The organism is Elioraea tepida, from assembly GCF_019203965.1.
Classification (GTDB): domain Bacteria; phylum Pseudomonadota; class Alphaproteobacteria; order Acetobacterales; family Acetobacteraceae; genus Elioraea_A; species Elioraea_A tepida.
The window spans coordinates 2,828,257-2,853,747 of record NZ_CP076448.1; the positions used below are offsets into that span (position 1 = coordinate 2,828,257).

28 protein-coding genes and 1 tRNA gene are annotated in these 25,491 nt (G+C 71.4%); 13 read left to right on the plus strand and 16 right to left on the minus strand.

Annotated elements, in window-relative coordinates:
* Positions 1–33: 33 nt before the first annotated feature.
* Positions 34–119 (minus strand) — tRNA-Leu (locus KO353_RS13580).
* Positions 120–184: 65 nt separating this feature from the next.
* On the minus strand, positions 185–829 hold the full coding sequence (locus tag KO353_RS13585; protein ID WP_235691880.1) for a glutathione S-transferase family protein: 645 nt from the start codon (positions 827–829) through the stop codon (positions 185–187).
* Positions 830–889: 60 nt separating this feature from the next.
* Here KO353_RS13585 and KO353_RS13590 point away from each other — a divergent pair, with 60 nt between their 5' ends.
* From KO353_RS13590 to KO353_RS13600, 3 genes are read left to right on the plus strand one after another with little or no spacing between them, the layout of a single operon-like run.
* Entirely contained in the window at positions 890–1,417 is a 528-nt protein-coding gene (locus KO353_RS13590) for a disulfide bond formation protein B (RefSeq protein WP_235691881.1), read from the plus strand.
* On the plus strand, positions 1,414–1,998 hold the full coding sequence (locus KO353_RS13595) for a demethoxyubiquinone hydroxylase family protein (protein WP_235691882.1): 585 nt from the start codon (positions 1,414–1,416) through the stop codon (positions 1,996–1,998). The genes KO353_RS13590 and KO353_RS13595 overlap by 4 nt, the downstream gene beginning before the upstream one ends.
* A gap of 51 nt (positions 1,999–2,049) precedes the next feature.
* Complete coding sequence (locus KO353_RS13600) at positions 2,050–3,453, plus strand: MDR family MFS transporter (protein WP_235691884.1); 1,404 nt, start codon at positions 2,050–2,052, stop codon at positions 3,451–3,453.
* 3 nt (positions 3,454–3,456) lie between these two features.
* Here the strand turns inward: KO353_RS13600 and KO353_RS13605 are convergent, their stop codons facing one another.
* Positions 3,457–4,032: an HNH endonuclease gene (locus KO353_RS13605; protein ID WP_218285317.1), complete on the minus strand. Its 576-nt coding sequence runs from the start codon at positions 4,030–4,032 to the stop codon at positions 3,457–3,459.
* Positions 4,033–4,271: 239 nt separating this feature from the next.
* Here KO353_RS13605 and gluQRS point away from each other — a divergent pair, with 239 nt between their 5' ends.
* The gene (gluQRS, locus tag KO353_RS13610) at positions 4,272–5,129 is read left to right on the plus strand and encodes a tRNA glutamyl-Q(34) synthetase GluQRS (protein WP_218285318.1); all 858 of its coding nucleotides are present in this window, start codon (positions 4,272–4,274) and stop codon (positions 5,127–5,129) included.
* Between the two features lie 6 nt (positions 5,130–5,135).
* Here the strand turns inward: gluQRS and KO353_RS13615 are convergent, their stop codons facing one another.
* Positions 5,136–5,747: a hypothetical protein gene (locus KO353_RS13615; RefSeq protein WP_218285320.1), complete on the minus strand. Its 612-nt coding sequence runs from the start codon at positions 5,745–5,747 to the stop codon at positions 5,136–5,138.
* A gap of 96 nt (positions 5,748–5,843) precedes the next feature.
* Positions 5,844–6,725 carry an NUDIX hydrolase gene (locus tag KO353_RS13620; protein WP_218285322.1) on the minus strand — a complete coding sequence of 294 codons (882 nt, stop codon included), beginning with the start codon at positions 6,723–6,725 and terminating at the stop codon, positions 5,844–5,846.
* A 104-nt stretch (positions 6,726–6,829) separates the two neighbouring features.
* On the opposite strand from KO353_RS13620, the gene KO353_RS13625 reads away from it, so the two are divergent.
* Positions 6,830–8,677, plus strand: coding sequence for an ABCB family ABC transporter ATP-binding protein/permease (locus KO353_RS13625; protein WP_235691886.1), 1,848 nt, complete (start codon positions 6,830–6,832; stop codon positions 8,675–8,677).
* A 4-nt stretch (positions 8,678–8,681) separates the two neighbouring features.
* Here the strand turns inward: KO353_RS13625 and KO353_RS13630 are convergent, their stop codons facing one another.
* Positions 8,682–9,680 (minus strand): zinc-dependent alcohol dehydrogenase family protein, encoded by a 999-nt coding sequence (locus KO353_RS13630; protein WP_407928198.1) that lies wholly within the window; start codon positions 9,678–9,680, stop codon positions 8,682–8,684.
* A gap of 102 nt (positions 9,681–9,782) precedes the next feature.
* Here KO353_RS13630 and KO353_RS13635 point away from each other — a divergent pair, with 102 nt between their 5' ends.
* The gene (locus KO353_RS13635) at positions 9,783–10,031 is read left to right on the plus strand and encodes a hypothetical protein (protein ID WP_218285323.1); all 249 of its coding nucleotides are present in this window, start codon (positions 9,783–9,785) and stop codon (positions 10,029–10,031) included.
* A gap of 7 nt (positions 10,032–10,038) precedes the next feature.
* Here the strand turns inward: KO353_RS13635 and KO353_RS13640 are convergent, their stop codons facing one another.
* Positions 10,039–10,557 carry a hypothetical protein gene (locus KO353_RS13640; RefSeq protein ID WP_218285325.1) on the minus strand — a complete coding sequence of 173 codons (519 nt, stop codon included), beginning with the start codon at positions 10,555–10,557 and terminating at the stop codon, positions 10,039–10,041.
* Positions 10,558–10,789: 232 nt separating this feature from the next.
* On the opposite strand from KO353_RS13640, the gene rpmB reads away from it, so the two are divergent.
* The 5 genes from rpmB to KO353_RS13665 all read left to right on the plus strand — a co-directional run bounded on the left by rpmB (position 10,790) and on the right by KO353_RS13665 (position 14,253).
* Positions 10,790–11,083: a 50S ribosomal protein L28 gene (gene rpmB / locus KO353_RS13645; RefSeq protein ID WP_218285327.1), complete on the plus strand. Its 294-nt coding sequence runs from the start codon at positions 10,790–10,792 to the stop codon at positions 11,081–11,083.
* A 92-nt stretch (positions 11,084–11,175) separates the two neighbouring features.
* Positions 11,176–11,952 (plus strand): queuosine precursor transporter, encoded by a 777-nt coding sequence (locus KO353_RS13650; protein WP_235691887.1) that lies wholly within the window; start codon positions 11,176–11,178, stop codon positions 11,950–11,952.
* Positions 11,952–13,172: a tRNA guanosine(34) transglycosylase Tgt gene (gene tgt, locus KO353_RS13655; RefSeq protein WP_218285328.1), complete on the plus strand. Its 1,221-nt coding sequence runs from the start codon at positions 11,952–11,954 to the stop codon at positions 13,170–13,172. The genes KO353_RS13650 and tgt overlap by 1 nt, the downstream gene beginning before the upstream one ends.
* Positions 13,169–13,525, plus strand: a complete 357-nt coding sequence (locus KO353_RS13660; RefSeq protein WP_218285330.1) for a CidA/LrgA family protein — start codon at positions 13,169–13,171, stop codon at positions 13,523–13,525. The genes tgt and KO353_RS13660 overlap by 4 nt, the downstream gene beginning before the upstream one ends.
* Positions 13,522–14,253: an LrgB family protein gene (locus tag KO353_RS13665; protein ID WP_218285331.1), complete on the plus strand. Its 732-nt coding sequence runs from the start codon at positions 13,522–13,524 to the stop codon at positions 14,251–14,253. Before KO353_RS13660 ends, KO353_RS13665 begins: the two co-directional genes overlap by 4 nt.
* Here KO353_RS13665 and KO353_RS13670 read toward each other — a convergent pair.
* The 4 genes from KO353_RS13670 to KO353_RS13685 all read right to left on the minus strand — a co-directional run bounded on the left by KO353_RS13670 (position 14,245) and on the right by KO353_RS13685 (position 18,779).
* A complete protein-coding gene (locus KO353_RS13670; RefSeq protein WP_218285333.1) occupies positions 14,245–15,081 on the minus strand; it encodes an esterase-like activity of phytase family protein in 837 nt (278 codons plus the stop codon). The two genes, KO353_RS13665 and KO353_RS13670, sit on opposite strands and share 9 nt — an antisense overlap.
* 131 nt (positions 15,082–15,212) lie before the next feature.
* A complete protein-coding gene (gene cobT / locus KO353_RS13675; RefSeq protein WP_218285335.1) occupies positions 15,213–17,096 on the minus strand; it encodes a cobaltochelatase subunit CobT in 1,884 nt (627 codons plus the stop codon).
* Between the two features lie 10 nt (positions 17,097–17,106).
* Entirely contained in the window at positions 17,107–18,117 is a 1,011-nt protein-coding gene (cobS, locus tag KO353_RS13680) for a cobaltochelatase subunit CobS (protein WP_218285337.1), read from the minus strand.
* Between the two features lie 74 nt (positions 18,118–18,191).
* The gene (locus KO353_RS13685) at positions 18,192–18,779 is read right to left on the minus strand and encodes a J domain-containing protein (RefSeq protein ID WP_218285339.1); all 588 of its coding nucleotides are present in this window, start codon (positions 18,777–18,779) and stop codon (positions 18,192–18,194) included.
* A 59-nt stretch (positions 18,780–18,838) separates the two neighbouring features.
* Between KO353_RS13685 and KO353_RS13690 the strand changes: the two genes are divergently transcribed.
* Together KO353_RS13690 and KO353_RS13695 are read left to right on the plus strand one after the other, a co-directional pair.
* The gene (locus tag KO353_RS13690; protein WP_218285341.1) at positions 18,839–19,156 is read left to right on the plus strand and encodes a BolA family protein; all 318 of its coding nucleotides are present in this window, start codon (positions 18,839–18,841) and stop codon (positions 19,154–19,156) included.
* Positions 19,157–19,212: 56 nt separating this feature from the next.
* The gene (locus KO353_RS13695; RefSeq protein WP_218285343.1) at positions 19,213–19,554 is read left to right on the plus strand and encodes a ribbon-helix-helix domain-containing protein; all 342 of its coding nucleotides are present in this window, start codon (positions 19,213–19,215) and stop codon (positions 19,552–19,554) included.
* A gap of 37 nt (positions 19,555–19,591) precedes the next feature.
* On the opposite strand, the gene KO353_RS13700 is transcribed toward KO353_RS13695, so the two are convergent.
* The 5 genes from KO353_RS13700 to KO353_RS13720 all read right to left on the minus strand — a co-directional run bounded on the left by KO353_RS13700 (position 19,592) and on the right by KO353_RS13720 (position 25,482).
* Complete coding sequence (locus tag KO353_RS13700) at positions 19,592–20,164, minus strand: DUF2889 domain-containing protein (RefSeq protein ID WP_218285345.1); 573 nt, start codon at positions 20,162–20,164, stop codon at positions 19,592–19,594.
* Positions 20,165–20,229: 65 nt separating this feature from the next.
* Positions 20,230–21,015: a nucleotide-binding protein gene (locus tag KO353_RS13705; RefSeq protein WP_218285346.1), complete on the minus strand. Its 786-nt coding sequence runs from the start codon at positions 21,013–21,015 to the stop codon at positions 20,230–20,232.
* A 15-nt stretch (positions 21,016–21,030) separates the two neighbouring features.
* Positions 21,031–21,954: a GTP-binding protein gene (locus KO353_RS13710; RefSeq protein ID WP_218285347.1), complete on the minus strand. Its 924-nt coding sequence runs from the start codon at positions 21,952–21,954 to the stop codon at positions 21,031–21,033.
* Between the two features lie 4 nt (positions 21,955–21,958).
* Positions 21,959–24,061, minus strand: coding sequence for a flagellar biosynthesis protein FlhA (gene flhA, locus KO353_RS13715; RefSeq protein WP_218285348.1), 2,103 nt, complete (start codon positions 24,059–24,061; stop codon positions 21,959–21,961).
* 14 nt (positions 24,062–24,075) lie between these two features.
* Entirely contained in the window at positions 24,076–25,482 is a 1,407-nt protein-coding gene (locus KO353_RS13720; RefSeq protein WP_218285349.1) for a sigma-54 dependent transcriptional regulator, read from the minus strand.
* Between the last annotated feature and the right edge of the window lie 9 nt (positions 25,483–25,491).

Here is a 25,491-nt window from a genome sequence, read left to right on the forward strand (position 1 = left end):
CTCGCCTCGCGGGGGGCGCGACGCTGCGTTCTCTGGTGCCCCCGGCCGGACTCGAACCAGCATGCCCGTGAGGGCAGACGATTTTGAGTCGTCCGCGTCTACCGTTCCGCCACGGGGGCGCGCGGCGCACTATACAGGCCGCGCTGCCCCGCGCCACCCCGCGGCGGCAAGCCGAGCCGATCCTTCAGGTCACGCCCACGGCGACATGGGCGGCGTAGCCCGGCCGGGCGGAGAGCCGCGCGTGATAGGCGGCAAGGGCTGGAAAGTCTGGCCGCTCGATCGGCATGTGCAGATAGCGGTAGACGTGGCAGCCGATCGGGATGTCGCCGAGCGAGAACGCCTCCCCCGCGACGAAAGGCTGGGCGGCGAGATGCTCCTCGAGAAGGCGGAACACCTCCGCCGCGCGGGCGAGGCTTTTCGCGATCACCGTCTCGTCCCGCTTCTCGGGCGGAGTTCGGTACATCTGAACGAAGGCGGGCCCAAGCGCGGCGTTCGCAGCGGTCTGCTGCCAGTCCATCCACTGGTCGGCCCGCGCCCGCGCGCGCGGGTCGTCCGGCCAGAGGGCCGTGCCCTTGCCGTAGGTGGCGGCGAGGTAGCGCAGGATCGCGTTGCTCTCCCACATCGACCAGCCGTCGGGCTCGACCAGCACGGGCACGAGCCGGTTCGGGTTGAGGGCGCGATAGGCCGGCGTGTCGAGCCCGCCGAAGGGCCCGCCGAGATCCTCGCGCACGAAGTTGAGGCCGAGCTCCGCGCAGGCCCAGAGAACCTTCATGACATTGAGCGAGTTGGCGCGGCCGAGGATGCGGCGCATCCGGCGTTCCCCCTTCATGGCATAGACCCCTGCGGATGGTGCCTGCCGCGCAACGTCCCGTCCAGCGGCAGCCTCGGCGTGCTAGCCTACGCCGCCATGCACGGCCCCGTTCCCCTCCGCCGACCGGCCGCCGGCCGGCTTGCCGCCGCGGGCGCGCTCGCGGCCGCGCTCGCGCTCGCGGTCGCGCTCGCGTCCGAACATCTCGGCGGGCTCGAGCCTTGCGCGCTCTGCCTCTGGCAGCGCTGGCCCTACTGGGGGGCGGTCGCCGCCGGCGTGCTCGCTCTCGCTCTGCCGCGCGTCGCCCTGCCGCTCGCCCTGCTCGTGATCGCGCTCTTTCTCGGCAACGCCTCTCTCGCCGCCTTCCACGCTGGCGTCGAGTGGGGCTTCTGGCCGAGCCCTCTCTCCGGCTGCGGCGCCGGGGCGACCGGCGCGGCAGGATCGGTCGAGGAGCTGATGGCGCGGATCGCCGCCGCGCCGATCGTGCGCTGCGATGAGCCCGCGATCATGATCGCCGGGCTCTCGATGGCCGGCTGGAACGCGGTCTATGCCCTTGCCGTCGGCGCCGGTCTGCTCATCTGGCTCAAGAGAACGCCGAGGACAGCATGACCATGCTCGACGCCCCCTTCACCGAACCGCCGCTCGAGACGGCGAGCCCCCGCGCGCCGGGCGACCCGACGAAACGCGAGCTCCTCGCGCGGATGATCCGGGTTGATCATGCGGGCGAATACGGGGCGGCGCGAATCTACGCCGGCCAGATCGCCGTGCTCGGCCACACCGACAAGGGGCCGATTCTTCAGCACATGAAGGAGCAGGAGCAGGTTCATCTCGACACCTTCGCCGCGGCGATCGCCGATCGCGGTGTACGCCCCTCCGCGCTCCTGCCTCTGTGGCATGTCGCGGGCTTCGCGCTCGGCGTGGGCACGGCCCTCCTCGGGTCGCGCGCGGCGATGGCCTGCACCGTCGCGGTCGAGGAGGTTATCGACGAGCACTATGCCGAGCAGGCGGCGGCGCTCGGCGAGGACGAGCGCGCCTTGCGCGACGTGATCGAGCGCTTCCGCCGCGAGGAGCTCGAGCACCGCGACATCGGCCTCGAGCACGAGGCGGAGAAGGCGCCCGGCTACCGGATCCTGACCGCGCTGATCAAGGCCGGCTGCAAGGTCGCGATCCGGCTCAGCGAGCGGGTCTGAGCTTCGCCCGACTGAACTTGCCAGACCTGCCGCCGCGCTCATGATCGGGGCGTGGCGGAGGCAGGAGCAGAACCGCGAAGCCCGCGCCTGACGGCGCTCGTCGTCGCCTCGGCGCTGTTCATGCAGAACGTCGACCAGACGGTGATCGCGACCGCGCTGCCCGCGATGGCCGCGAGCTTCGGCTCTGACGTGCTGCGGCTCTCGCTCGCGCTGACCGCCTACATGCTCTCGCTTGCGGTGTTCATTCCGGCCTCCGGCTGGGTGGCCGACCGGTTCGGGGCGCGCGAGGTGTTCCGCTCAGCGATCATCGTCTTCTGCCTCGGCTCGGCGCTGAGCGGGCTCAGCACCTCGCTGCCGCTCCTGGTCGCGGGCCGCGTGATCCAGGGCGTGGGCGGGGCCTTGATGGTTCCCGTGGGCAGGCTCGTGCTTCTGCGCACGGTGCCGAAGCAGAAGCTGGTCGATGCGATGGCCTGGCTCACGGTCCCGGCGCTGATCGGGCCGATCGTCGGCCCGCCGCTCGGGGGTCTAATCGTCACGCACGCGTCCTGGCGCTGGGTGTTCTTCCTGAACCTGCCGATGGGCGCGCTCGGCCTCGGTCTCGTCTCGCGTCTCATCCCTCCCGGCCGGCCCTCGGTGCGGCGGTCGCTTGACGGGCTCGGCCTCGCTCTCTCCGGGCTCGGCCTCGCTGGGCTGATTTTCGGCTCCGAGCTCGTCTCGCGCCCCGTGTTCGGGCGTGGCGTCGGCCTTGCCATCCTTGGGGTCGGCCTCGCCTCATGCGCGCTCTACGTGCGCCATGCGCTCAAGGTTCCGCGCCCGATCATCGACCTCAGACTCCTCTCGGTGCCGAGCTTCGGGCTGTCGGTCCACGCCGGTTCGCTGTTCCGCATCGGTGTCGGTGCCGTGCCCTTCCTTTTGCCCACGATGCTCCAGGTGGGGTTCGGGATGAGCGCTGCGGAAGCTGGGCTCGTCACCTTCTCTGCCTCGGTCGGCGCGCTCGTGATGAAGCCCGCAGCCGGGCCGCTCATCCGACGTTTCGGCTTCCGCGCGTTGCTCATCTGGAACGGAGTGGTCAGCGTCGCCACGCTCGCCGCGTGTGCCCTGTTCCGGCACGACACGCCATGGTGGGCGATGCATGCGGTTCTGGTCGCGGGCGGCTTCTTCCGAAGCCTTCAGTTCACCGCTTTCAACACGATCGCTTTCGCCGACATCCGCGAGCATCGGATGGCGGACGCCACCGGGTTCTACTCGACCATGCAGCAGGTGAGTCTCACACTCGGGGTGGTCACCGCGGCGGCGGTGCTCGAGGTGTCGATGGGGGCTGCGGGGCATGCCGCGCCGGACGCGTCGGACTTCGCCGCCGGCTTCCTCGCTGTCTCGGCCGTGATGGCGCTCTCGGTTCCCGTGCTCGCGCGGCTGCCGCGCGATGCCGGAGCAGTGCTCGCGGGCCGGCGCTAGGCGTCAGCTTTCGAGCTCGGTGTCCCAGTAGAGATAGTCGCGCCAGCTCTCGTGCAGATAGTTCGGCGGGAAGGCGCGGCCGTTCTCCTGAAGCTCCCAGCTCGTCGGCTGGCGTGGCGGGTTCCGCGGCCACATCCCGCATTCGCGCGGCAGGCGCGAGCCCTTCTTGAGGTTGCAACAGGAGCAGGCGGTGACGACGTTCTCCCACGTGGTGCGCCCGCCGCGCGAGCGCGGGATCACGTGATCGAAGGTCAGGTCCTGGGCCGGGAACTCGTCGCCGCAATACTGGCAGGTGAACCGGTCCCGCAGGAACACGTTGAACCGCGTGAAGGCCGGGCGCCGGGCCGCGGGGATGTATTCCTTCAGCGCGATCACCGAAGGCAGGCGCATCGCGAGCGAGGGCGAACGCACCTGCGCCTCGTATTCCGAGAGCACGGAGACGCGGTCCATGAACACGGCCTTGACCGCGTCCTGCCAGGACCAGACCGAGAGCGGGAAATAGGAGAGCGGCCGGAAATCGGCGTTCAGCACGAGAGCCGGGTAGTGGGACCGGGCGAGGCTTCCGCCGCCGTCGGGCAATCGAGGCTCCCCCTTCCTGGCGGCGCCCACCACATGCAGGCCCCGCCTCCCGGGGCACTACCACATGATGTGGCACGGCCGTTCGACTGCAAGGGTTATGCACAGAAGGCGAGGGGAAGTCCAGCAACCGAGGGGCCGATCACCGAAGCTTCACACGGGTGCCGCCCTGCGCGCGGCCTTAAGCCGCCGTGGGCTCAGCCCCGCTCCCGGTGCCGAGGGCGGCGCGCTAGCCTGAGACGATGGCACGAGCCCCCGTCGTCACCCGCTTCGCCCCGAGCCCGACGGGGTTTCTCCACCTGGGCCATGCCCATTCGGCGCTCTTCGCGCACCGGCTCGCGCGCGCCGCCGGCGGGCGTTTCCTGGTACGCATCGAGGATATCGACGCGACCCGCTGCCGTCCCGAATTCACGGACGCGATCCTCGAGGACCTCGCCTGGCTCGGCCTCGACTGGGACGGGCCCGTCAGGATCCAGTCGGAGCACATGCGGGAGTATGCCGATGCCATCGCCTCGCTCGAGGCGCGCGGTCTGCTCTACCCGTGCTTCTGCACCCGCGCGGCGATCGCGCGCGAGATCGCCGCGATCGGCAATGCCCCGCACGGAGCGGACGGGCCGCTCTACCCTGGCACGTGCCGCACCATCCCCCCTGCCGAGCGGGAGGCGCGGCGTGCGGCCGGCGAGCCGCACGCTCTGCGGCTCGACATGGCGGCCGCGCTTCGCGCGGTTCCAGGCCCGCTCGCCTTCGAGGAGGTGGGGGATGGGCTGGTCACAGCCGACCCGGGCCCTCTGTTCGGCGACGTGGTGCTCGCGCGCAAGGACACGCCGGCGAGCTACCATCTCTGCGTCACCCATGACGACGCGGCGCAAGGGGTGACGCTCGTGACGCGCGGGGAGGACCTCAAGCCCGCGACGCATCTGCACCGGCTTCTCCAGGCGCTGATGGGCTGGCCGGTGCCGCGTTGGCAGCATCACCGCTTGATCGCCGGTCCGGACGGGCGGCGGCTTGCCAAGCGCGACCGTGCCGCCACGTTGCGGAGCCTGCGGGAGGCCGGCCACAGCCCGGCCGCCGTTCGGGCCTTGGCCGGTTTCCCCGACTGAGGGGCGTCAGGCCGCTGCGGCTTCGGCGGGTTTCGCGTCCGCAGCCGCCGGTTCGACGTCGCGGCCCTGGGCATCCGCCGCCGCCTCCTCCTCGAGCACGCGCACGACCGCCTCGACCAGAGCCACCCGCTCGGGGCTCCAGGATGCGAAGGGATGGGCGGGCGGCGCGGGAGTCGCGAGGGCGGTCCCCGCCGCGTCCAACGGCTCCGGCTCCCGCTGAGGCTCAGCTTCCGCCGCAGCGCTCTCCTGGGCCGACGGTTCGACCGCCTCCGCAGGCTCCGGCAGCCTCGGCTCGGACCGGAGGAGTTCCAGGGCGGACGGACCGGCCGGCCGAGGGCGACGACGCGCGAGCCCTGCCCCGAGGGCGAACCCAGCGAGCAGGGCGATGGTGGCGATCAGCGGTGGGCCGAGCACGGGGTCGCGGGCGGCTGCGCCGGTCGCCGCGATCGCCTCTGCCGCGGCGTCGCGGGCGCGCTCCAGAACGGCGGAGGCGGCCTCCAAGGGGCGGCGGTGGAACGGCGCCGCCCCATCTTCCGCCCTGGCCTCGTTCCCCGCTTCGAGCAGAAGGAGGAGGGCGAGAGCCGGCACGACCACTCTGCGGAAACCGATTCCCTCCACGCTCCGCTCCACTGAATGCCGAGTGATGATCCCCAAGGCCAATGGAACGGTGGCGCGGAAACCTCACCGTTCGGTTACAGCCGCTGCCGCAGCCGCTTAGCCGCCCTGGTCGAGCCCGGCGCGCAGCCGCTCCGCCCCCCGCCCGGGCGGGATCAGCCCGAGCCTCAGGAAGAGGTCGATCAGCACAAGGGTGACGTTGAACTTGAACCGGTCGGTCTCGCGAACGGCTCTCGCCACCTCCTCGATCGGCCAGAGCTCGAACCGCGCCACCTCGTTGTCATTCGGGCGCGGGACGAAACCCTCGGGCAGGTCGAGGTCATAGACGTGCAGCGTGTCGCGCCGCATCCCACGCGCACAGCCCGGGATGTCCCAGGCCATCACGTAGCTGATCCTCGCCACCTTTCGTGCCGTGGCGGCGAGGGCAGGCGGGATCGAGGCCTCCTCGGCCGCCTCCTTCACGAGCGTCTCATCCGGCCCGAGCCCGGCCGGAATTCCTCCCGCGACGATATGGTCGAGCTTGCCGGGCTCGACCGACTTGTCCGCTGCCCGAACCGCGACCCAGAGGAAGAGCCCATCGCCGCGTCGGACGAGGCCGTTGACGTGGACCCCTTCAGCGCGGATGCCGAAGGCCGGAACCGCACAGCGGTCGAGGGTGGCGAGCGAGGGCCCGTCCGGGTCGGCGCGCACGTCGTAGAGCTCCTCCCTGGGGCGGGGGATCAGCCCGGCACGGACGAGGTCGGTGACCACCGCCTCGAGCGCCCGGGACCGGGCGTGGGGCGTCCTGAGGCGCCGCGCGAGCGACACGCCGCGCGCGTCGAAGTGGAAGTCGGCGGGGCGGAAGGTAAGGGCGCGCAGCACCTCGGGCCCGACCCAGCCGACCTGCCTCCCCCCGATCAGGAAGGGCTCGAAGCCCGCCGGAGAGGGGAGGTCGTTGCAGCGGGCGATATGCCGCCAAAAGGGCGCGATGTCGTCGGTCATGGCGCCCGAGCCTCGCACGGGCCGCTCTGGCCTGCCATGCCGCATCCAGGGATTTGCCCCCGCGCCCGGCGCACGACATAACGCTCAGTGAGAACGGAGCCATCGTGACACGACCCTCCCCGCCGCACGGCGCGGCCGCCGCGCCGCCGGTCAGGCCCCATCTCGAGACATTGCGGCAGCTTCTCCCCTATCTCTGGCCGGAGGGGGAGGTCGGCGTGCGCGCGCGCGTGGTGGCGGCTCTCGTCTCCCTCGTCCTGGCCAAGGTCGCGACCGTCTATGTTCCGGTGATCCTCGCCGCTTCGGTCGATGCGCTCTCGCCGCGCGAGGGGAGCGAGGCGGTCGCCGCCGTGCCGGTCGCGCTCGTCCTCGGCTACGGGGTGATCCGGCTTGCCGCCTCGCTGTTCCAGGAGCTGCGCGACGCGGTGTTCTCGGCTGTGGCGCAGCAGGCCGTGCGCCGCGTCGCGCATGCGACCTTCGAGCACCTGCATGCGCTGTCACTCCGCTTCCATCTCGACCGGCAGACGGGCGGGCTCGCGCGCGCGATCGAGCGCGGCACCACAGGGATCGACACGGTGCTCCGCTTCGCCCTGTTCTCGACCCTGCCCACCCTGTTCGAAATCGCGCTCGCGACGGCGGTGCTCTGGGGCGCGCTCGGCGCGGCTTACGCGGCCGTGGTCTTCGTCACCCTCGCTCTCTACGTCGGCTTCACGCTCGCCTTCACCGAATGGCGCGTGCGGTTCCGCCGCACCATGAACGAGACCGACCAGGACGCCTCGACCAAGGCGATCGACAGCCTGCTCAACTTCGAGACCGTCAAGTACTTCGGCAACGAGGCGCACGAGGCGCGCCGGTTCGACGAGGCGCTCGCGCGCTACGAGCGCGCGGCGGTGAAGAACCAGGTGACCCTCAATGCGCTCAACTTCGGCCAGGCGACGATCATCGCGCTCGGCCTCACGGTCATCATGCTGATGGCGGCGCACGGCGTCGCGGCCGGCACGCTCACGGTCGGCCAGTTCGTGATGGCCAATGTGTTCCTGATCCAGCTCTACGCGCCGCTGAACTTCCTCGGCTTCGCCTATCGCGAGATCAAGCAGGGCCTCGTCGACATGGAGGCGATGTTCCGCCTACTCTCGGTCGAGCGCGAGGTGGCGGATCCTCCCGGGGCGAAGCCGCTCGTCGTCACGGCGGGCGAGGTGCGATTTGAGAACGTGCGCTTCTCCTACCGGCCCGATCGCGGCATCCTCGACGGCGTCTCCTTCACCGTTCCTGCGGGCCGGACGGTTGCGATCGTCGGGCCGTCGGGGGCAGGAAAGAGCACGATCTCGCGCCTGCTGTTCCGCTTCTACGATCCGCAGGAAGGCCGGGTGCTGATCGACGGCCAGGACATCCGGACGGTGACGCAGGCCTCCGTCCGCGCCGCGATCGGCATCGTTCCGCAGGACACGGTGCTGTTCAACGAGACGATCGCCTACAACATCCGCTACGGCCGGATCGACGCGACCGACGCCGAGGTCGAGGAGGCGGCGCGTCTTGCCCGCATCCACGACTTCGTGATGTCGCTCCCGGAACGGTACGCCACGCGGGTGGGCGAGCGCGGCCTCAAGCTCTCGGGCGGCGAGAAGCAGCGCGTGGCGATCGCGCGCACCATCCTCAAGAACCCGCCGATCCTGCTGTTCGACGAGGCAACCAGCGCGCTCGACAGCCGAACCGAGCGGCAAATCCAGGCGAACCTGCGCGAACTTTCGCGCAACCGCACCACGATCGTGATCGCGCATCGCCTCTCGACGGTGGTCGATGCCGACGAGATCCTCGTGCTCGAGTCGGGGAAGATCGTCGAGCGCGGCAGGCACGACGCGCTGCTCGCGAAAGACGGGCTCTATGCGGCGATGTGGCGCCGCCAGGCCAAGGAGCACGACAAGACGGCGGAGGCGAGCGCCGAGGCGGCGGAGTAGACGCTCACGGCACGAGCACGAGCGCACCCGAGACCGCCCCGGCGCGCAGGCGCGCGAGCGCCTCGTTCGCCGCCTCGAGCGGCAGCGTTTCGACCGTCGTGCGCACCGGAACGCGCGGCGCAAGGCGCAGGAATTCGATCCCGTCGGCTCGGGTGAGGTTGGCGACCGAGCGGATCACCCGCTCGCCCCAGAGGTCGGCGTAAGGGAAGCCCGGGATGTCGCTCATGTGGATCCCGGCGCAGACGACCACCCCGCCACGCTCCACCGTCTTGAGCGCCGCCGGCACGAGAGCGCCGACGGGGGCGAAGATGATGGCAGCGTCGAGCGGAACCGGCGGGCTCTCGTCCGACCCGCCCGCCCAAACGGCGCCGAGGCTTCGGGCAAAGTCCTGCGCTTCCCGGTCGCCCGGGCGGGTGAAGGCGAAGACCTCGCGGCCCTCGTGGCGCGCCTCCTGGGCGACGATATGGGCCGCCGCGCCGAAGCCCCACAGGCCGAGGCGACGCGCCTCCCCCGCCATCCGCAGCGCGCGGTGGCCGATCAGCCCCGCACAGAGCAGGGGGGCGGCTTCGACATCGGTGTAGCCGTCAGGGATCGGCAGGCAGAATCGTGCATCCGCCACCGCATGCTCGGCATAGCCGCCGTCGAGGTGCCAGCCGGTGAAGCGCGCCTCCGCGCACAGGTTCTCCCGCCCCGTACGGCAGAAGTGGCAGCGGCCGCAGGTCATGCCGAGCCAGGGAATGCCCACCCGGTCCCCCACTGCGAGCGTGTCCACCCCCTCGCCGAGCGCCTCGACCCTGCCGACGATCTCATGACCGGGAACGATCTCCCGACGTTGCGGGGGGAGCTCGCCATCCACCACGTGCAGGTCGGTGCGGCAGACGGCACAGGCGGAGACCCGAACGCGCACCTGCCCCGGCCCGGGCTTCGGCACCTCGCGGCAGACGAGTCGCAGCGGGCTCCGCGGTGCATCAAGCACCATGGCGCGGGAAAGGCCGGCGCTCATTGGGCAACCATGCCATGGGTCGCCCCTCGCTGTCGCGGCGTCCGGGGGTTTATCGACCGCGTTTCCGTCCCCATGTCCCTCGCTAGGCAAGGAGGAAGGGGCATGCAGTTCGACCCCAAGGGCAATGCACCGGCTGATCTGAGCCACGCCGGCTCAGTGGTGGATCAGGCGATCGCCTACATGATGGAACAGCGCATCGGCACGCTCTCGGCCGCCTCTGCCCTGCTCGGCGGCGCGCTCGGGCTCCTGTCGCGCTCGATGAGCGACGAGGCGATCGTCCAGGTGCTCAACAACGCGATCGCCTCGGTGAAGGCGGGCGAGCTCCGCGCCGACGGGGAGGGGCAGGGCTGAGGCCCCCTCACCCGATATGCCACACTGAGCCCGTGAAGCCTGCGGCGACCACGCCGAGCCCCCCTTGCACCTGGGGGGCGTCAACGAGAGCGCGGCCGATCGCGGGAAGGCTCGTCGGCACCTCGTGTCGGCTCGTGAAATACGTCCCCCTCCCGCCGATCCCAAAGAGCTGCCATGGCCGACACTCGACCGAGACGATCTGGACGCCGACCAGGGCGGCGAAGGCGCCGACCTGGACGATCGAGAACTGGGCGCCGTGGATGTCCCTCAGCGCGAAGGTGCAGTCGAGCGGCGCGTAGGCGAGCTCGTCGATCGGCGTCGCCACAGCATCCCGGTTGCTCAGGCGCCGGACGATCTCCGACCAGGGGATGCTGAGCGTTCCGCCGATGCTTCCCCCTGCCGCCGCACCGCCAGCGAGGGCAAGGAAGAGCGGCCTCCGCCGGCCGAGCTCCGGCGCCGTGAACTGAAGGATGTAGCCGCCCGCGGCGAGAACCACGCCTCCGCCGAGCTGCGCCACGATCGCCATGCGCCACCGGCGCGACGTGGTTTCCCACCAGCCCCAACGCCCTCCGCGTCGCTGGGTGCCTCACGAACCGCCCGGCACGATACCCGAGGTTGGCAAAGAAGTGTGTGAAACGGCACACCCGATCCTGCTGCGCCGCATCTTGACCGCCAGGCGCGCCGCCGATAGCAGAGAAAGCCTCGCGCAGGCGGCATTCCGTGCCGCCGGGCCGATTTTTCGTGGAAGGAAGGGTGGCATGGCGCGTCGCTGCGGCGTCACGGGCAAGGGTGTGCTGACCGGCAACAATGTCAGCCACGCCAACAACAAGACGAGGCGCCGGTTCCTGCCGAACCTGCAGATGGCCTCGATGATGTCGGAGCTGCTCGGCACGACGATCCGCCTGCGGCTCACGCCGCGCGGGATCCGCACCATCGAGCACAATGGCGGCATCGACGCCTGGCTTCTCGGCACGCCTGACCGCAAGCTCACCGCGGAGGCCCGCGCGCTGAAGCGCCGGCTCGAGCGCGCCAAGGCCCGGAAAGCGGCCTGATGCCCTGCCGCTCGGGGCGGCACCGCCGAGGGCCCGCTTCGGCGGGCCTTTTTTCTTGCCCTGCCTGAGCAGACTGCCCGGCCCCAGGCGCGATGCTGCCCCTCTCCCCGTCCGCCCTCGTCTCCGCCCTGAACGCCCTGCCCCCCGATGCGGTCTGGGTGATGATGGTGGTCGCGGCCTTCGGGTCCGTGCTCGGCATGCTCGCCGCGTTCGGCCGCGCAGGCGTGACGGTGTTCGTCGCGGTGGCGGTGCTTGCTGCGAACCTTCAGGTGCTGAAGGTCGTTCCCTTCGTGCTCCTGCCGGGGCCGGTGGCGGAGGGGACGGTGGTGTTCGCCGCGACCTTCCTCGCCACCGACATCCTGACCGAGCACTACGGTGCGGCCGCGGCGCGTGAGGCGGTTTGGCTCGGCTTCGCCGCCCACCTTCTGATGACGGTGCTGATGCTGCTCGCGCTCGGCTACCGCCCGCTCGATGCCGAAGCGGCAGGCGAGGGCCTCGCTTGGGCCCTGCCGTTCCATGACCATCTCGCCGCCCTGTTCACGCCCGCGCCGGCTCTCTTCGCCGCCGGAATGACGAGCTATCTCGCGAGCCAGCTCCTCGACATCCGGCTCTTCCTCGCCATCCGGGCGGTGACGGGAGCCCGCGCGCTTTGGCTGCGCAACACCGCCTCGACGGCGGCGAGCGCTCTCATAGACAACACCCTGTTCTCAACGCTCGCCTTCGTCGTGTTCGCCGATACGCCGGTCGGCTGGGGCGAGCTCTGGCGAACCTACATCCTCGGCACCTGGCTCGTGCGGGTCGGGCTCGCGGTGCTCGATACGCCAGCGATGTATCTCGCGGGGCGGCTCCTGCCGGAGCGGAGGCGGTGATGAGCGTCCGCTATCCGGCGCATCGCTTCACAGTCACCGCGCGCGACCCGGCCACGCGGGCCCGCGCGGGCGTGCTCGAGACGCCGCACGGGGCGGTCGAGACGCCTGCCTTCGTGCTCTGCGCCACGCGCGGGGCGCTGAAGGCGGCGACGATGGAGGAGGCGCGCTCGCTCGGCGCCACGCTTGTGCTCGGCAACACCTATCATCTGATGCTCGCCCCTGGCGCGGAGGCGGTCGGGCGGCTCGGCGGGCTCGCGCGGATGACGGGCTGGCACGGCCCCACCCTGACCGACAGCGGCGGGTTCCAGATCTTCTCGATGGGCCATGGCGGCGTCGCTGCCGAAATCAAGGGCAGCCGCTCCGGCACGCCGGCTCCAACATTGATCCGGATCGACGAACAGGGGGCGACCTTCCGCTCCTATCTCGACGGCTCGGTGCACCAGCTCTCGCCCGAAGGGTCGCTCGCCGCCCAGGCCGCGATCGGCGCCGATCTCGTCGTCGTGCTCGACGAGTGCACTCCGTTCCACGCCACACGTGACTATGTCGAGCGCGCGCTTGCCCGAACCATGCGCTGGTCGCGCCGGTCGCTCGCTGCCTTCGACGCGGCGGGGGGGCGGGGCAGTGCCGGGCCGCAGGCGCTCATCGGCATCGCCGGCGGCCATGTGCACGAGGACCTGCGCCGGGCCGCGGCGGAGTTCGTCAACGGCGAGGACTTCTTCGGGCACGCGATCGGCGATTCCTTGGGCGGCACGCGCGAGGAGATGCACGCGATCGTCGCCTTCCAGGCGCCGCTTCTCCGCCCCGACCGGCCGATCCACCTGCTCGGCATCGGCCAGGTCGCCGACATCTGGCACGGTGTCGCGCACGGGATCGACACGTTCGACTGCGTGCACCCCACCCGGATCGCCCGCCACGGCGGGGCGCTCGTCCGCGCTGGCGTCGAGGACACAGGCGGGCGCGACCACCTCAACCTCCGCAACGCCCGCTTCCGCGACGACCCGCGCCCGATCGAGGAGGGGTGCGATTGCCCGGCATGCTCGTCGGGGCTCTCGCGTGCCTATCTGCACCACCTGCTCAAGCTTGACGAGCTCGCCGCCCTGCTCCTCATCACGCGCCACAACATCCGCTTCATGATGCGGCTGATGGCCGCGGTGCGTGCGGCGATCGCGGCCGGCAGGGTGCGCGAGGAGGCCGCCGCCTGGGGGGTCAGGCTCGGATGATCGGGGCGTTCACAGGGCTGCTTGCCTGCCAGCTCGCCGGAGAGATCGTTGTGCGCGCCACCGGGCTGCCCCTGCCCGGCCCGATCCTCGGCATGCTCCTTCTCTTTCTCTTCCTGCTCTGGCGCGGCGGTGAGGTGCCGGCGCCGCTCGCAGCCGTGGCAGACGGGCTGTTGCGTCACCTCGGCCTTCTCTTCGTCCCGGCGGGCGTGGGCGTGATCGCGCATCTCGGCCTTCTCGCCGAGGCGCTGCTCCCCATTGCGCTCGCCGTGAGCATCGGCACGCTCGTGGCGATCGCGTTCACGGGGCGGCTGATGCAAGCGCTGGCGCGGCGGTTCGGAGACGAGCGGCGATGAGCGACGGGGACGGGCTCGCGGCCCTCTGGGTCTATCTCGCGGCCGATCCGCTCGCAGCGCTCGCCGCCACGCTGCTCGCCTGGCTCGCCGGGCTGAAGGCGCACACCGCGGCCCGGGGAAGCCCGCTCGTCAACCCCGTGCTCGTCGCGGTGGTGATCCTCGCAGGCCTGTTGCTCGCGGCAGGCATTTCCTACGCGGAGTACTTCGCCGGGGCACAGTTCGTGCATTTCCTTCTCGGGCCGGCGACGGTCGCCCTCGCCGTGCCGCTCTACCGCCATTGGTCGCTCGTGCGCTCATCGACGCTTGCGATCCTCTTCTCGATGCTCGTCGGAAGCGCTTTCGCCGTCGCCGCAGCGCTCGCTCTTGGTGTCGCGTTCGGCGCACCGATGGCCGTTCTCGCCTCGCTCGCGCCGAAATCCGTCACCACGCCGGTGGCGATGGGGATCGCCGAGCGGATCGGCGGCCTGCCGTCGCTGACAGCGGTGGTGGTGATTCTTTCGGGAATTGCCGGCGCGACGCTGGGCACGGTGACGCTGAATCTGGCGCGCGTGCGTGACTGGCGCGCCCGCGGGCTTGCCATGGGCACGGCGGCGCACGGCATCGGCACCGCGCGCGCGCTTTCGGTGAACGAGACCGCGGGCGCCTTCAGCGGGCTTGCCATGGCGCTGAACGCGCTCGCCACAGCGCTCGCTCTGCCGCTTCTGTGGCGGCTGTTCGCCTCAGGATGAGGCGAGCGCCAACCGCTCGAGCCGGAACAGGACGAGAAGGTTCCGCTGCAGGAACGAGAAATTGTCGTCGGAGACGAGCAGGACATCGAGCGCGCCGTCCGCCGCCTCGGCCACCGCGAGCCCCTCGTAGTTGTCGGCAAGGAGCGGGGCCGCGAGCTCCGCAAGCACGCGCGGGGCGAGCTCGGGCAGCTCGAGCGCCCTTGCCGGGAGCCAGGCGACCCGGCAGGAGAAGCCCGCAAGTAGGCTCGCACGACGCTCGAGAACGAGCGCGCCGCCGCCCGGAAGCCCGGCGGCATCGACGGCGGCGAAGTCGGGGCTCGGGCGGTAGCGACGCTCAACCCAGGCCCTGCCGTCGCCGCTGCCGATCCAGGCCGGAGCGGTGCCGTCCTCAGCGACGGCTTCGGCGATCGCAAGCAGGCGGCCGTCGGCAAGCGCGGTCAGGCTCTCGAGCCCGGCGTTCGGCGGAAGCGCTGCGATCCCGGGAGGAGCGGGAAAGGGAAGCCCCGGCCCCTTCGGTGAGTCGAACACCCGCAGCCGGTGCCAACGCTCGAAGGCGACCAGCAGACGTCCGTCGGGCAGTCGAGCGAGCGCCTCCGCGTCGCCCTCACGGCCGGCCGAAAGGCGCCGTCCGTTGCTGTCGCGCATCGGCAGGAGTGTTGCTCCGTCGAGGCCGACGAGCCTCTCCTCCGGGTCGCGCTGCAAGCGCGCGCTGAGCCAGTGCGCCTGGTCGGTGACGGCGAGGATCGCACCATCCGGCTCGAGCAGCAGGCCCGAGAAGCCGCCGAACGCACGGTCGGGCGCGGCAAGGGCGAGCGCGCCGCGGAACAAGAGCGGCCCAATCCGGTCGAGCCCCGGATCAGCCTCCGAGAGGGGCAGGCCGCGCGCGGAGAGAGCGACCGCACCCGCCCGGGCCGCCGCAATCGCCGCCGGCGCGGCGAGAAGGGCGCGTCGTGTGAGCCTCAGGCGACCAGCGCCGCGTGCTCGGCCGCAGCCCGGTGCCAGGCCTCGGCCGCGTCCTCGTCGAACAGCTCGGCGAGCTTCTTCATCATCGTGCCGCCGAGCTCCTCGGCATCGACGATGGTCACCGCGCGCCGGTAGTAGCGCGTCACGTCATGGCCGATGCCGATGGCCGTGACCTCGACCTGACGGTCGCGCTCGATCCGGCGGATCACGTCGCGCAGGTGGCGCTCAAGATAGTTCCCGGGGTTGACCGAGAGCGTGCTGTCATCGACCGGGGCGCCATCGGAGATCACCATCAGGATACGCCGGTGTTCGGGGCGAGCGGCAAGCCGGCGCCAGGCCCACTCCAGCGCCTCGCCGTCGATGTTCTCCTTGAGAAGGCCCTCGCGGAGCATGAGCCCGAGATTGCGCCGCGCCCGGCGCCAGGGCTGGTCGGCCGCCTTGTAGATGATGTGGCGGAGGTCGTTCAGCCGGCCCGGGTTGCGGCGCTTTCCCTCCTGGACCCACTTCTCGCGGCTCTGCCCGCCCTTCCAGGCGCGGGTGGTGAAGCCGAGGATCTCGACCTTGACGCCGCAGCGCTCGAGCGTGCGGGCCAGGATATCGGCGCTCATCGCGGCGACCGTGATCGGACGGCCGCGCATCGAGCCGGAGTTGTCGATCAGAAGCGTGACCACCGTGTCGCGGAACTCGGTGTCGCGCTCGCGCTTGTAAGAGAGCGAGTGTGTGGGGTTGGCGACCACCCGGGCGAGGCGGGAGACGTCGAGCAGCCCTTCCTCGAGGTCGAACTCCCACGAGCGCGACTGCTGCGCGAGCAGACGCCGCTGCAGCCGGTTGGCGAGTTTCGACACGACTCCCTGCAGGTGCTGAAGCTGCTGGTCGAGCTGGCTGCGCAGGCGCGTGAGCTCGTCGGCATCGCACAGCTCCTCGGCGGAGACCTCCTCGTCGAACTGGCGCGTATAGGCTTCGTAGCGCGCCTGGGGTTCGCCCTGCTCGCGCTCCCTCCGGACCTGAGGCCCGGCGGGCCGATCATCCCCCTCGGCGGCCGCTCCCTCCTCCTCTTCCTGCTCGACGCTCTCCGCCGCCTGGGCCTCTCCCTCCGCCTCCTCCTCGCGGGCGCCTGGCATGCTCTCCGCCTCGGCCGACGAGCCGGCGCTCTCGGTCTCCTCGCTCTGCGCGCTTTCCTCCTGGGCTCCCTGCTCGTCCTCCCCCTGCGTGGCCTCCTGGTCGGCTTCGGCCTCCTCCTCCGCGAGGTCGAGAGCGGCAAGCAGCCGGCGCGATGCGCGGGCGAAGGCGTCCTGGTCGTCGAGCGACTCCTTGAGCCCTGAAAGCGCGTCGAGCGCCTTCTGCGGCAGGGCCTGGCGCCACAGCTCGACAATGCCGCGCGCCGCCTCCGGCAGCTTCTCGCCGGTCATCGCCTCGCGGGCGAGAAGCTCGATCGCCTTGGCGATGGGGAGCTGCTCGCGCCGCGTCATCCGGTCGAGACCGTCCGCCTCGCACTCCTCGCGAAGCCTTGCGCGCAGATTGGCGGCGACGCCCTCCATCTGCCGCGCGCCGAGCGCCTCCACCCGGGCCTGGGCGAGCAGGTCGTAGACCTCGCGCGCCTCGCGACGCTGCGGCTGGCGCCGCCCGTGCAGCGCCTCGTCGTGATGGCGGAGCCTGAGCGCCATCGCATCCGCCGCGCCCCGGATCCGCGCCCTTTCGGCCGCCGGCAGTGCCCGCGACGGCACCGGCAGCCGGGCCCGCCTGCCGGCAAGACCCGGCGGCCCCGGCTGGAAGGCGACATCGACATCGCCGCGCTTGGCAACCGCACGCAGCGCGCTCGCCGTGGCCCGGCGGAACTCCTCGGCGCGCGTGCTGTCGCGTTGGGTCGGCGGCGTGGGCATCTCGGTCGGTTCAGGCGGCGCGGCGCGGTCCCGCCCCAAGGGGAAGCTCCTCGTTGAAGCAGCGCTGGTAATACTCGGCCACGGTCGCCCGCTCCGCCTCGTCGCACTTGTTGAGGAAGGTGACGCGGAAGGCGAAGGCGACGTCGCCGAAGATCCTCGCGTTCTCCGCCCAGGTGATGACGGTGCGCGGGCTCATCACCGTCGAGATGTCGCCGTTGATGAAGCCCGCCCGCGTCAGGTCTGCGAGTGCCACCATCGCGGCGATCCGCTTCCGCGCGGCGCTGTCATTGGCCGGGATCCCGAGCTTGGCGGCGACGATCTCGGTCTCCTGCTCGTGCGGCAGATAGTTCAGGGTGGCGACGATGTTCCAGCGGTCCATCTGCCCCTGGTTGATCTGCTGCGTGCCGTGGTAGAGCCCCGTGGTGTCGCCGAGGCCCACCGTGTTCGCGGTGGCGAACAGGCGGAACGCCGGGTGCGGGCGGATCACCCGGTTCTGGTCGAGCAGCGTCAGCTTGCCCTCGACCTCGAGCACGCGCTGGATCACGAACATCACGTCCGGCCTGCCGGCGTCATACTCGTCGAACACGAGTGCGCAGGGGTGCTGCAGCGCCCAAGGCAGGATCCCTTCACGGAACTCCGTCACCTGCTTGCCGTCGCGCAGCACGATCGCATCCTTGCCGATCAGGTCGATGCGGCTGATGTGGCTGTCGAGATTGACGCGGATGCAGGGCCAGTTGAGGCGGGCGGCGACCTGCTCGATATGGGTCGACTTGCCGGTGCCGTGGTAGCCCTGGATCATCACCCGGCGATTGAAGGCGAAGCCGGCGAGGATCGCGAGCGTGGTCTCGCGGTCGAACCGGTAGGCGTCGTCGATGTCGGGCACATGCTCGGTGCGCACGCTGAAGGCCGGCACCTCCATGTCGGAGGGGAAGCCGAACACCTCGCCCGCCTTCACGGTCATGTCGGGAAGGTCGATCGCCGAGGTGGGGCGAAGGTCGGCCAACTGGGTCACCTTGTTCATGCGCGTGTCTACTCTCTCCGATAAGGCCCCAGATTAGACCCCGGCGGCGCGGTTGCGAAGGCCGGCCGCGCGCCTCACGCGCCTCGGGCCGGAAGGGCACGGATCAGCGTGGTGTAGGCGGCGTTGATGGTCTTGAGCCGGTCCTCGGCGGCCTTGTCGCCGCTGTTCGCGTCGGGGTGGAAGCGTTTGGCGAGGGCCTTGTAGGCGCGCTTGACGTCGTCGCGCGTCACCGGCCAGGCGAGCTCGAGGGTCGCGAGCGGGCCGCGCAGCTCGGCCGGCGCCTCCGGCCTGTCCTGGCGCGGGCTACGCCTGCCCCTGCCGAGGGCGTCGAACGGGTCGATGATCCGCTCGTCCGCCCCGAGGCCGAGCCGGCCGAGCGGCCAGGTCGGGCGACGCCATGTGGTGTCGCGGCGCATCTCGGCCTCGATCTCGCCCGGGCTCATGCCCTTGTAGTAGTCCCAGGCGCGGTTGTATTCGCGTACGTGGTCAAGGCAGAACCAGTAGTAGTCGGTGAGATTCCGGCGCGATTTCGGCGCCCGGAAGCCGCCATGCGCGGCGCAGCCGGGATGGTCGCAGACACGGTTCGGGTCGTCCGTCTGCGGGATCTCGGCCCGCAGTCGGGAACGGGAGGAGCCATGGCTTCGCGGTGCGCCGCTGCGCATTCGTCTCTTATGGCCACGGCTCCGGTGGGTGGCAAGGCGAAGGCGGGGAGGTGAAGCGGATGGGAGGCACACGCGCGGAGCGGATCACGGCCGCGCTTGAGGCGGGGCTTGCTCCGGCGACGGTGACCGTGGTCGATGACAGCGCCCGGCACGCAGGTCATGCAGGCAATCCCGACGGCGGAGGCGAGACGCATTATCTCGTCCATGTCGTCTCGCCGCGTTTCGCTGGCCTCGGCAGGGTGGCACGGCACCGGCTGGTCAATGGGCTTCTCGGCCCCGAGTTCGCGACCGGCCTGCATGCTCTGAGCCTTCGTCTCGAGACGCCCGAAGAGGCCGCCCGGAGGCAGCGCCCCGACGGAAAGAACGACTCGGTCTGAAGCAACGTCCCATTAAATGATCCCGGTCACACTGCGCGCACACGGAGGAGTTCCCAATGGCGCGCAGCACCCTGATCAACCGCAACATCGTCGCCGAGCGTGGCCGCACCTCGATGCGCCTGGAACCCGAGCTGTGGGACGCGCTGGCCGAGATCTGCCGCCGCGAGCGCACCACACCGTCGGAGCTCTGCCGGCGGATCGAGAGGATGGGCCTGAAGGGCGGCCGTACCTCGGCGATGCGGGTGTTCGTGCTGCAGTATTTCCGTGCCGCCGCGACGGAGGAGGGGCATATCGCCGCGGGCCACGGTATGCTCGACCATTCCCGCCCCGCCGGCAACGGGTCGGGGCGCCGCGCCACGCCGTTGCCGGCGTTCATGTCGGGAAGCGCGGCCGAATAGGTCCCGCTTCCTCTCCCTCCCAGTCCTCCCGCCTCGCTTACTCCGCCCCGGTGGTCTTCGCCGGGGCGGGCGTGCGTGTCGAGAAGGCAGGCCAGCGCCGCGCGACGACCGGCCCGTCCGCCGCGTAGGCGTGGCAGGTGTTCAGCAGGGGCGGCGGCCTGGTCGGGTCCTGCGGGCGTGAGCGACGCACCACCGAGAGCGTCTGGAAGGCCACGGTGGCCATCGGCCCGAGGAGCTCGACAAGGTGCGTGCAGCCGCGCACGCCGCCGACCACCTCCCTGACCTTCCCGCTCCAGCCTGGACCGATCCGGAGGCCGGCGAGACGCGCGAAGTTCGGCGTGACGTCGGGGCAGATCGCGTAAGGTGCGAACTCGGTGCTCGCCTCGCAGGCATGGACGACCATGTCCTCGTCCACCGTCAGGCGCATCAGCATCCCGTGCAGCTTCTCGCCCGGGCGTATCTCGCCCCGGTCCTCGTTGGCGAAGGCGTAGGTCTTCGTGTCGGCGAGCGAGGCCTCGATGTCGAAGAGCCCGTCCTCGCGGCGATAGCCCTCGATGACGATCGTGCGCGTGTGCAGCTTCTCGCGTGGCTTCGGCGGGCTCAGCGGCATCGGCCGGCGCGTCGGCGTGGGGACATGGCTTGCATATCGCACGCGCCGCGATCGGTCGCCAGCGGTCAGGGAGCGAGAAGCGCGGCAAGCGCCCGGAGGTCGGACGCCGCCTCCGCCGTCGGGTGCCGGGTCAGGAACGGCACCTGGCGCCGGATCGCCTCGGCGACGCGCGCGTCACGGCGCACCACGCCCGCGAGCGGCGGGCTCTCCTTCAGAAAGGTCTCGGAGGCCTTCCGGAGCGTTGCCCATGTGCGCTCGCCAGAGAGCTGGGAGACGGCCATGTTGACCACTACGCGCCGGTCACCGCCCGGCCGGTCGAGGGCGGCGAGCTTGAGGCAGGCATAGGCGTCGGTCAGCGCCGTCGGCTCCTCGGTGGTGACGACGAGCAGCGTGTCGGCGAACGCCGCGAGCCGCCGCGCGGTGCGGTCGAGCCCAGCACCGATGTCAAGCACCACGTGATCGTAGCCGCGGGCGCCGGAGAGTCCCGTGAGGATCGTCTCGAACTGAGACTCGGCCAGAGCGGCGAGAGCGCCCGAGCCCGAGCGCCCGGCGAGAACCGAGAATCCGGCGTCGGGCACCGGGGTGGCGAGCGCTTCCACGCGTTCGCCGCGGAGCAGGCCGGTGACATCGCGGGTGACGGAGAGGCCGATCTGCACATCGACATTGGCAAGCCCGAGATCGCCGTCGACCAGCAGAACCTGCCGGCGGCGTTCGGCGAGCGCCTGCGACAGCGAGATGGCAAGCCAGGTCTTGCCCACGCCGCCCTTGCCGGAGGCGATTGCGATCAGCCGCCCCGCCGGGCGTGGCGGAGCCTCGAAGGCCGGGGCGGCGAGAGCGGCGCGCGCGGTCATCGATTGTCCCTCCTCTCAGGCTGCGGCGCGGGTCTGGCGTGATGCGGGGGCGGCCATGAGCCGTGCGGCGAGCGCCTCCGCCGTCATCGCGCCGAGCCCGTCGGCGGCTCCCGGTCCCGTGCCGGCTTCCGCGACCGCAAGCCCGCCGGCATGGGCGGCAGCGGGGAGGGCGCCCACGCGTCGGGCGATGTCGAACCGTGTGGCGACCACGTGCCGCGCTCCTGTCTCGGCCAGAGCCTCGGCCGCCTCCGCCGCCTCGGCAGCGTCCATGCCGGCGGCGAGGACGACCGCCACCGCGGCGCCCGAGGCGGCGGCGAGAGCGGCGATCTCCTCGCGTTCTGCGGGGTCGAACGGGTCAATCCCCGCGGTGTCGATCAGCGTCGGCTCGTCCGTGCGCACGGCGAGAGCGCGCAGCACCGTCGCGGGATGGGGGGCGGCGATCAGGTCGAGGCCGAGCAGCCGGGTGAAGGCGGCGAGCTGCTCCACCGCACCCGTGCGCCGCCCGTCGGCCGCGATCACGCGCGGCGTGCGCCCGGCGAGCCGCAGGCGCGTGGCGAGCTTGGCGACGGTGAGGGTCTTGCCCGAGCCGGGCGGTCCGACCACGAGCAGGGTGCTGCCGCGCCCGAGCGGCAGCTTCTCGAACCGGAGATGGGTCGACAGCGCCGCCGCGAGATCGGGGCCTGAGGCGAGCGCGGCGCGAAGCCGCTCGGGCACGCCGTGCGCGGCGAGCGCGGCCGCGACCGCCGGGTCGCCGGCCGGGCGAACCGGCTGGAGCGGCGCGACTGGTGCGGGCTCGACCTCCGGCTCGGCGGCCGCGGTGAGCTCGATCCCCTCGGCCACCCGGCGCGTGCCCAGGATCAACGCCTCGGCGCCGAGCTCGGCGCGGGCCGCCGCCATGGCGGCGGCGGCGGTGCGGGCCCGGAAGACGCGGATTCGCATCGTCTCAGACCGTGCCCACGGTGCGGATCCGCGCGCGCGGATGGATCTCGGCCTGGCTCAGCACCGGTGTGGCGGCCCTGAAGCGCTCGACCACGGCGCGCACATGCGGCCGGAGGGCGGGGCTGACGAGCAGCACGGCCGCTTCGCCGGCGTTGGCGGCGCGGTCGATTGCCTCCCTGAGCTTCGTCATGAACTCAGTGAGACGCGAGGGCGCCATGGCGAGCTGCCTGTCCTCAGGCGGGCCGGTCATCGACTCGGCGAAGGCGCGCTCCCATTCGGGCGAGAGCGTTACCAGCGGGATGTAGCCGTTCGGCCCGGTGTGCTGTTCGCTGATCTGGCGCGCGAGCCGCACGCGCACCTGCGCCACGATCCCCGCGACCCCCCTCGCCCCGGCCGCTAGCGCCTCGGCGATCCCCTCGAGGATGGTGGGCAGGTCGCGGATCGAAACGCGCTCGGCGAGCAGGGCCTGAAGCACGCGCTGCACGCCGGCGGTGCTGATCTGCTGGGGGATCAGCTCGGCGACGAGCTTCTGGTGTTCGCGCGGCAGCTCGTCGAGAAGCTTCTGCGTCTCGGCGAAGGAGAGGAGCTCGGCCATCTGGTCACGCACGAGCTCGGTGAGGTGCGTCGTGATGACGGATGCGGGGTCGACCACGGTGTAGCCCCTCGCCGCCGCCTCGTCGGCGAGCGTGGCGTCGATCCAGGCGGCGGGGATGCCGAAGGCCGGCTCGGTGGTTTTCTCCCCAGGCAGAGCGACGGGCGCGCCCGTCGGGTCCATCGCGAGCAGCATCCCCGGGCGGACCTCGGCTCGGCCCGCCTCGAGCTCCTTGATCCGAACCACATAGGTCGTGGGCGGGAGCTGGACATTGTCCTGGATCCGAACCGGAGGAAGCAGAAATCCCATCTCGGAGGCGAGCGCGCGGCGCAGCGCGCGGATCTGCTCGGTCAGCCGCGCACCGCCTTCGGCCGTGGCGAGGCCGAGCAGGGCGTAGCCGAGCTCGAGCCGAACCGCGTCGATCCTGAGCGCCGCGGTGACCGGCTCCTCGGCAGGCGGGGCGGCGAGGGCGGGCGCCTCCGCTCCGGCGGCCGTCTCCTCGGCTCTGCGCGCCGCATCCCGGCGCGCCCAGGCAGCGGCCCCGGCGATCCCGGCGATGGCGAGGAAGGGAAGCATCGGAATGCCTGGCATCAGCGCGAGCGCGCCGGCCGCCCCGGCCGCCATCGCGAGCGGCTTCGGGGAGCCCGCGATCTCGCGCAGCACCGCTTCGTCGGTTCGGCCATCGACGCCGGCCTTGGTCACGACGATGCCGGCGGCGGTCGAGGTGATCAGCGCCGGGATCTGGCTCACCAGGCCGTCGCCGATCGTCAGCAGCGAGTAGGTGCCGATCGCGGCGGAGAAGCTCATCCCCTCGCGCGCCACACCGATCACGAGGCCGCCGATCAGGTTGATGAGGGTGATGACGAGGCCGGCGACGGCATCGCCCTTGACGAACTTGGCGGCACCGTCCATCGCGCCGAAGAACGCGCTTTCCTCCTCGAGTTCTTTGCGCCGCCTCCGCGCTCCCGCCTCGTCGATCAGCCCGGCCGAGAGGTCGGCGTCGATCGCCATCTGCTTGCCCGGCATCGCATCGAGGCTGAACCGCGCCGCCACCTCGGCGATCCGGCCCGAGCCCTTGGTGATCACGACGAAGTTCACGAGCACGAGGATCGCGAACACGATCAGCCCGATCACCACGTCGCCCCCCATCAGGAAGCCGCCGAACGCGGCGATCACCGCTCCTGCCGCCTGCGGCCCCTCGTGCCCGGCCGAGAGAATGAGCCGCGTCGAGGCGAGGTTGAGGCCGAGCCGCAGAAGCGTGGTGATCAGCAGCAGTGTCGGGAACGAGGTGAAGTCGAGCGGCCGGCGCATGAACATCGCCGTCATCAGAACAAGCACCGAGGCGGTGATCGAGAGCGCAAGCCCGAGGTCGAGCAGGAGATGCGGCAGCGGTACGACGAGGATGACGATCAGGAGCACCACCCCGATCGCCATCAGCACGTCCGGCGTGGGCACTGCGCGGCTGACGCGTGCCGCGAGCGTCGGTGCGGTCGCCTCCGCGTTCCCCTCGGCCATCGGGGACGGTCCGCTCAGGCGGGGATCCGGTCAGCCTGCGCCGGCGGCGGGACGCGCACTCCGGCGGAGCTGTATTCACGCAGCTTGTTGCGCAGCGTGCGGATCGAGATGCCGAGGATGGTTGCGGCGTGGGTGCGGTTGCCGAGACAGTGGGTGAGCGTCTCGAGGATCAGGTCGCGCTCGACGTCGGCGACGGTGCGGCCGACGAGGGCGCCGACCGCGCTCTGCCCCGCGGCCGGGGGTGCCGCCGTTTCGCGCTGGCGTGCCGCCGCCGCTGCCGCAGCCGGAACGAGCCGCTGCGCCGTCTCGTCTGCCGCCGGGGCGGCGCCGCCGAGCTCGATCGCCTCGACGTCGATCACGTCTCCGGAGGCGAGCAGGACGGCGCGGTGGATCGTGTTCTCGAGCTCGCGCACATTGCCGCGCCAGCCGTGCGCCTCAAGCATCGCCATCGCCGCGGGCGTGATCGGCCGCATCGGCAGGCCGTTCACCTCGGCGTATTTGCGGGCGAAATGGTCCGCAAGCGGTGCGATGTCGCCCGGCCGGTCGCGCAAGGCCGGCACCTGCAGCGTCACGACATTGAGGCGGAAGTAGAGGTCCTCGCGGAAGGTGCCCTTGCGCACCTCGGCGAGCAGGTCGCGGTTCGTCGTCGCGATCAGCCGCACATTGACCTTGACGGGTTCCGTGCCGCCGAGCCGGTCGACCTCGCGCTCCTGGATCGCGCGCAACAGCTTCGCCTGAAGCCGCACGTCCATCTCCGAGATCTCGTCGAGCAGGAGCGTGCCGCCATGCGCCGCCTCGAACTTGCCGATACGCCGCGCCACCGCGCCGGAGAAGGCGCCTTTCTCGTGGCCGAACAGCTCGCTTTCGAGCAGGTTGTCGGGTATCGCGGCGCAGTTGAGCGCGACGAACGGCCCGCCCGCGCGGCGGCTCTTGCGGTGGATGTGCCGTGCGAGCACCTCCTTCCCGGTGCCGCTCTCGCCCGCGATCAGGACCGACGCCTCGGAAGCGGCGACCTGCTCGGCGCGGCGGATCGTCTGCCGCATCACCGGGTCGCGGTGGATCAGCGCATGCCCGTCCGCGCCCACGGCCTCGAGGATGGCGGCGATCAGGTCGGGGTCAGGCGGGAGCGGCAGGTATTCCCGCGCGCCGGCGCGGATCGCCGCGACCGCGAGGTCGGCATCGTTACCCACGCCGCAGGCGATGACGGGGGTGGCGATCCGTTCCGCGGCCATCGCGCGCACGAGCAGCGACACGTCGAGCCTCACGTCGCACAGGACGAGGTCGATGCCGCCGCCCGCACGCAGCTGCGCGAGCGCCGCGGCGACATCGTCGGCCTGGGCGAGCCGCGCGCCGCGGGCGATGGCGATCCGCCCCGCCTGGCCGAGTTCCGCCGAGAGCGAGCCGATGATCAGGATCCGCATCCTGCGTCC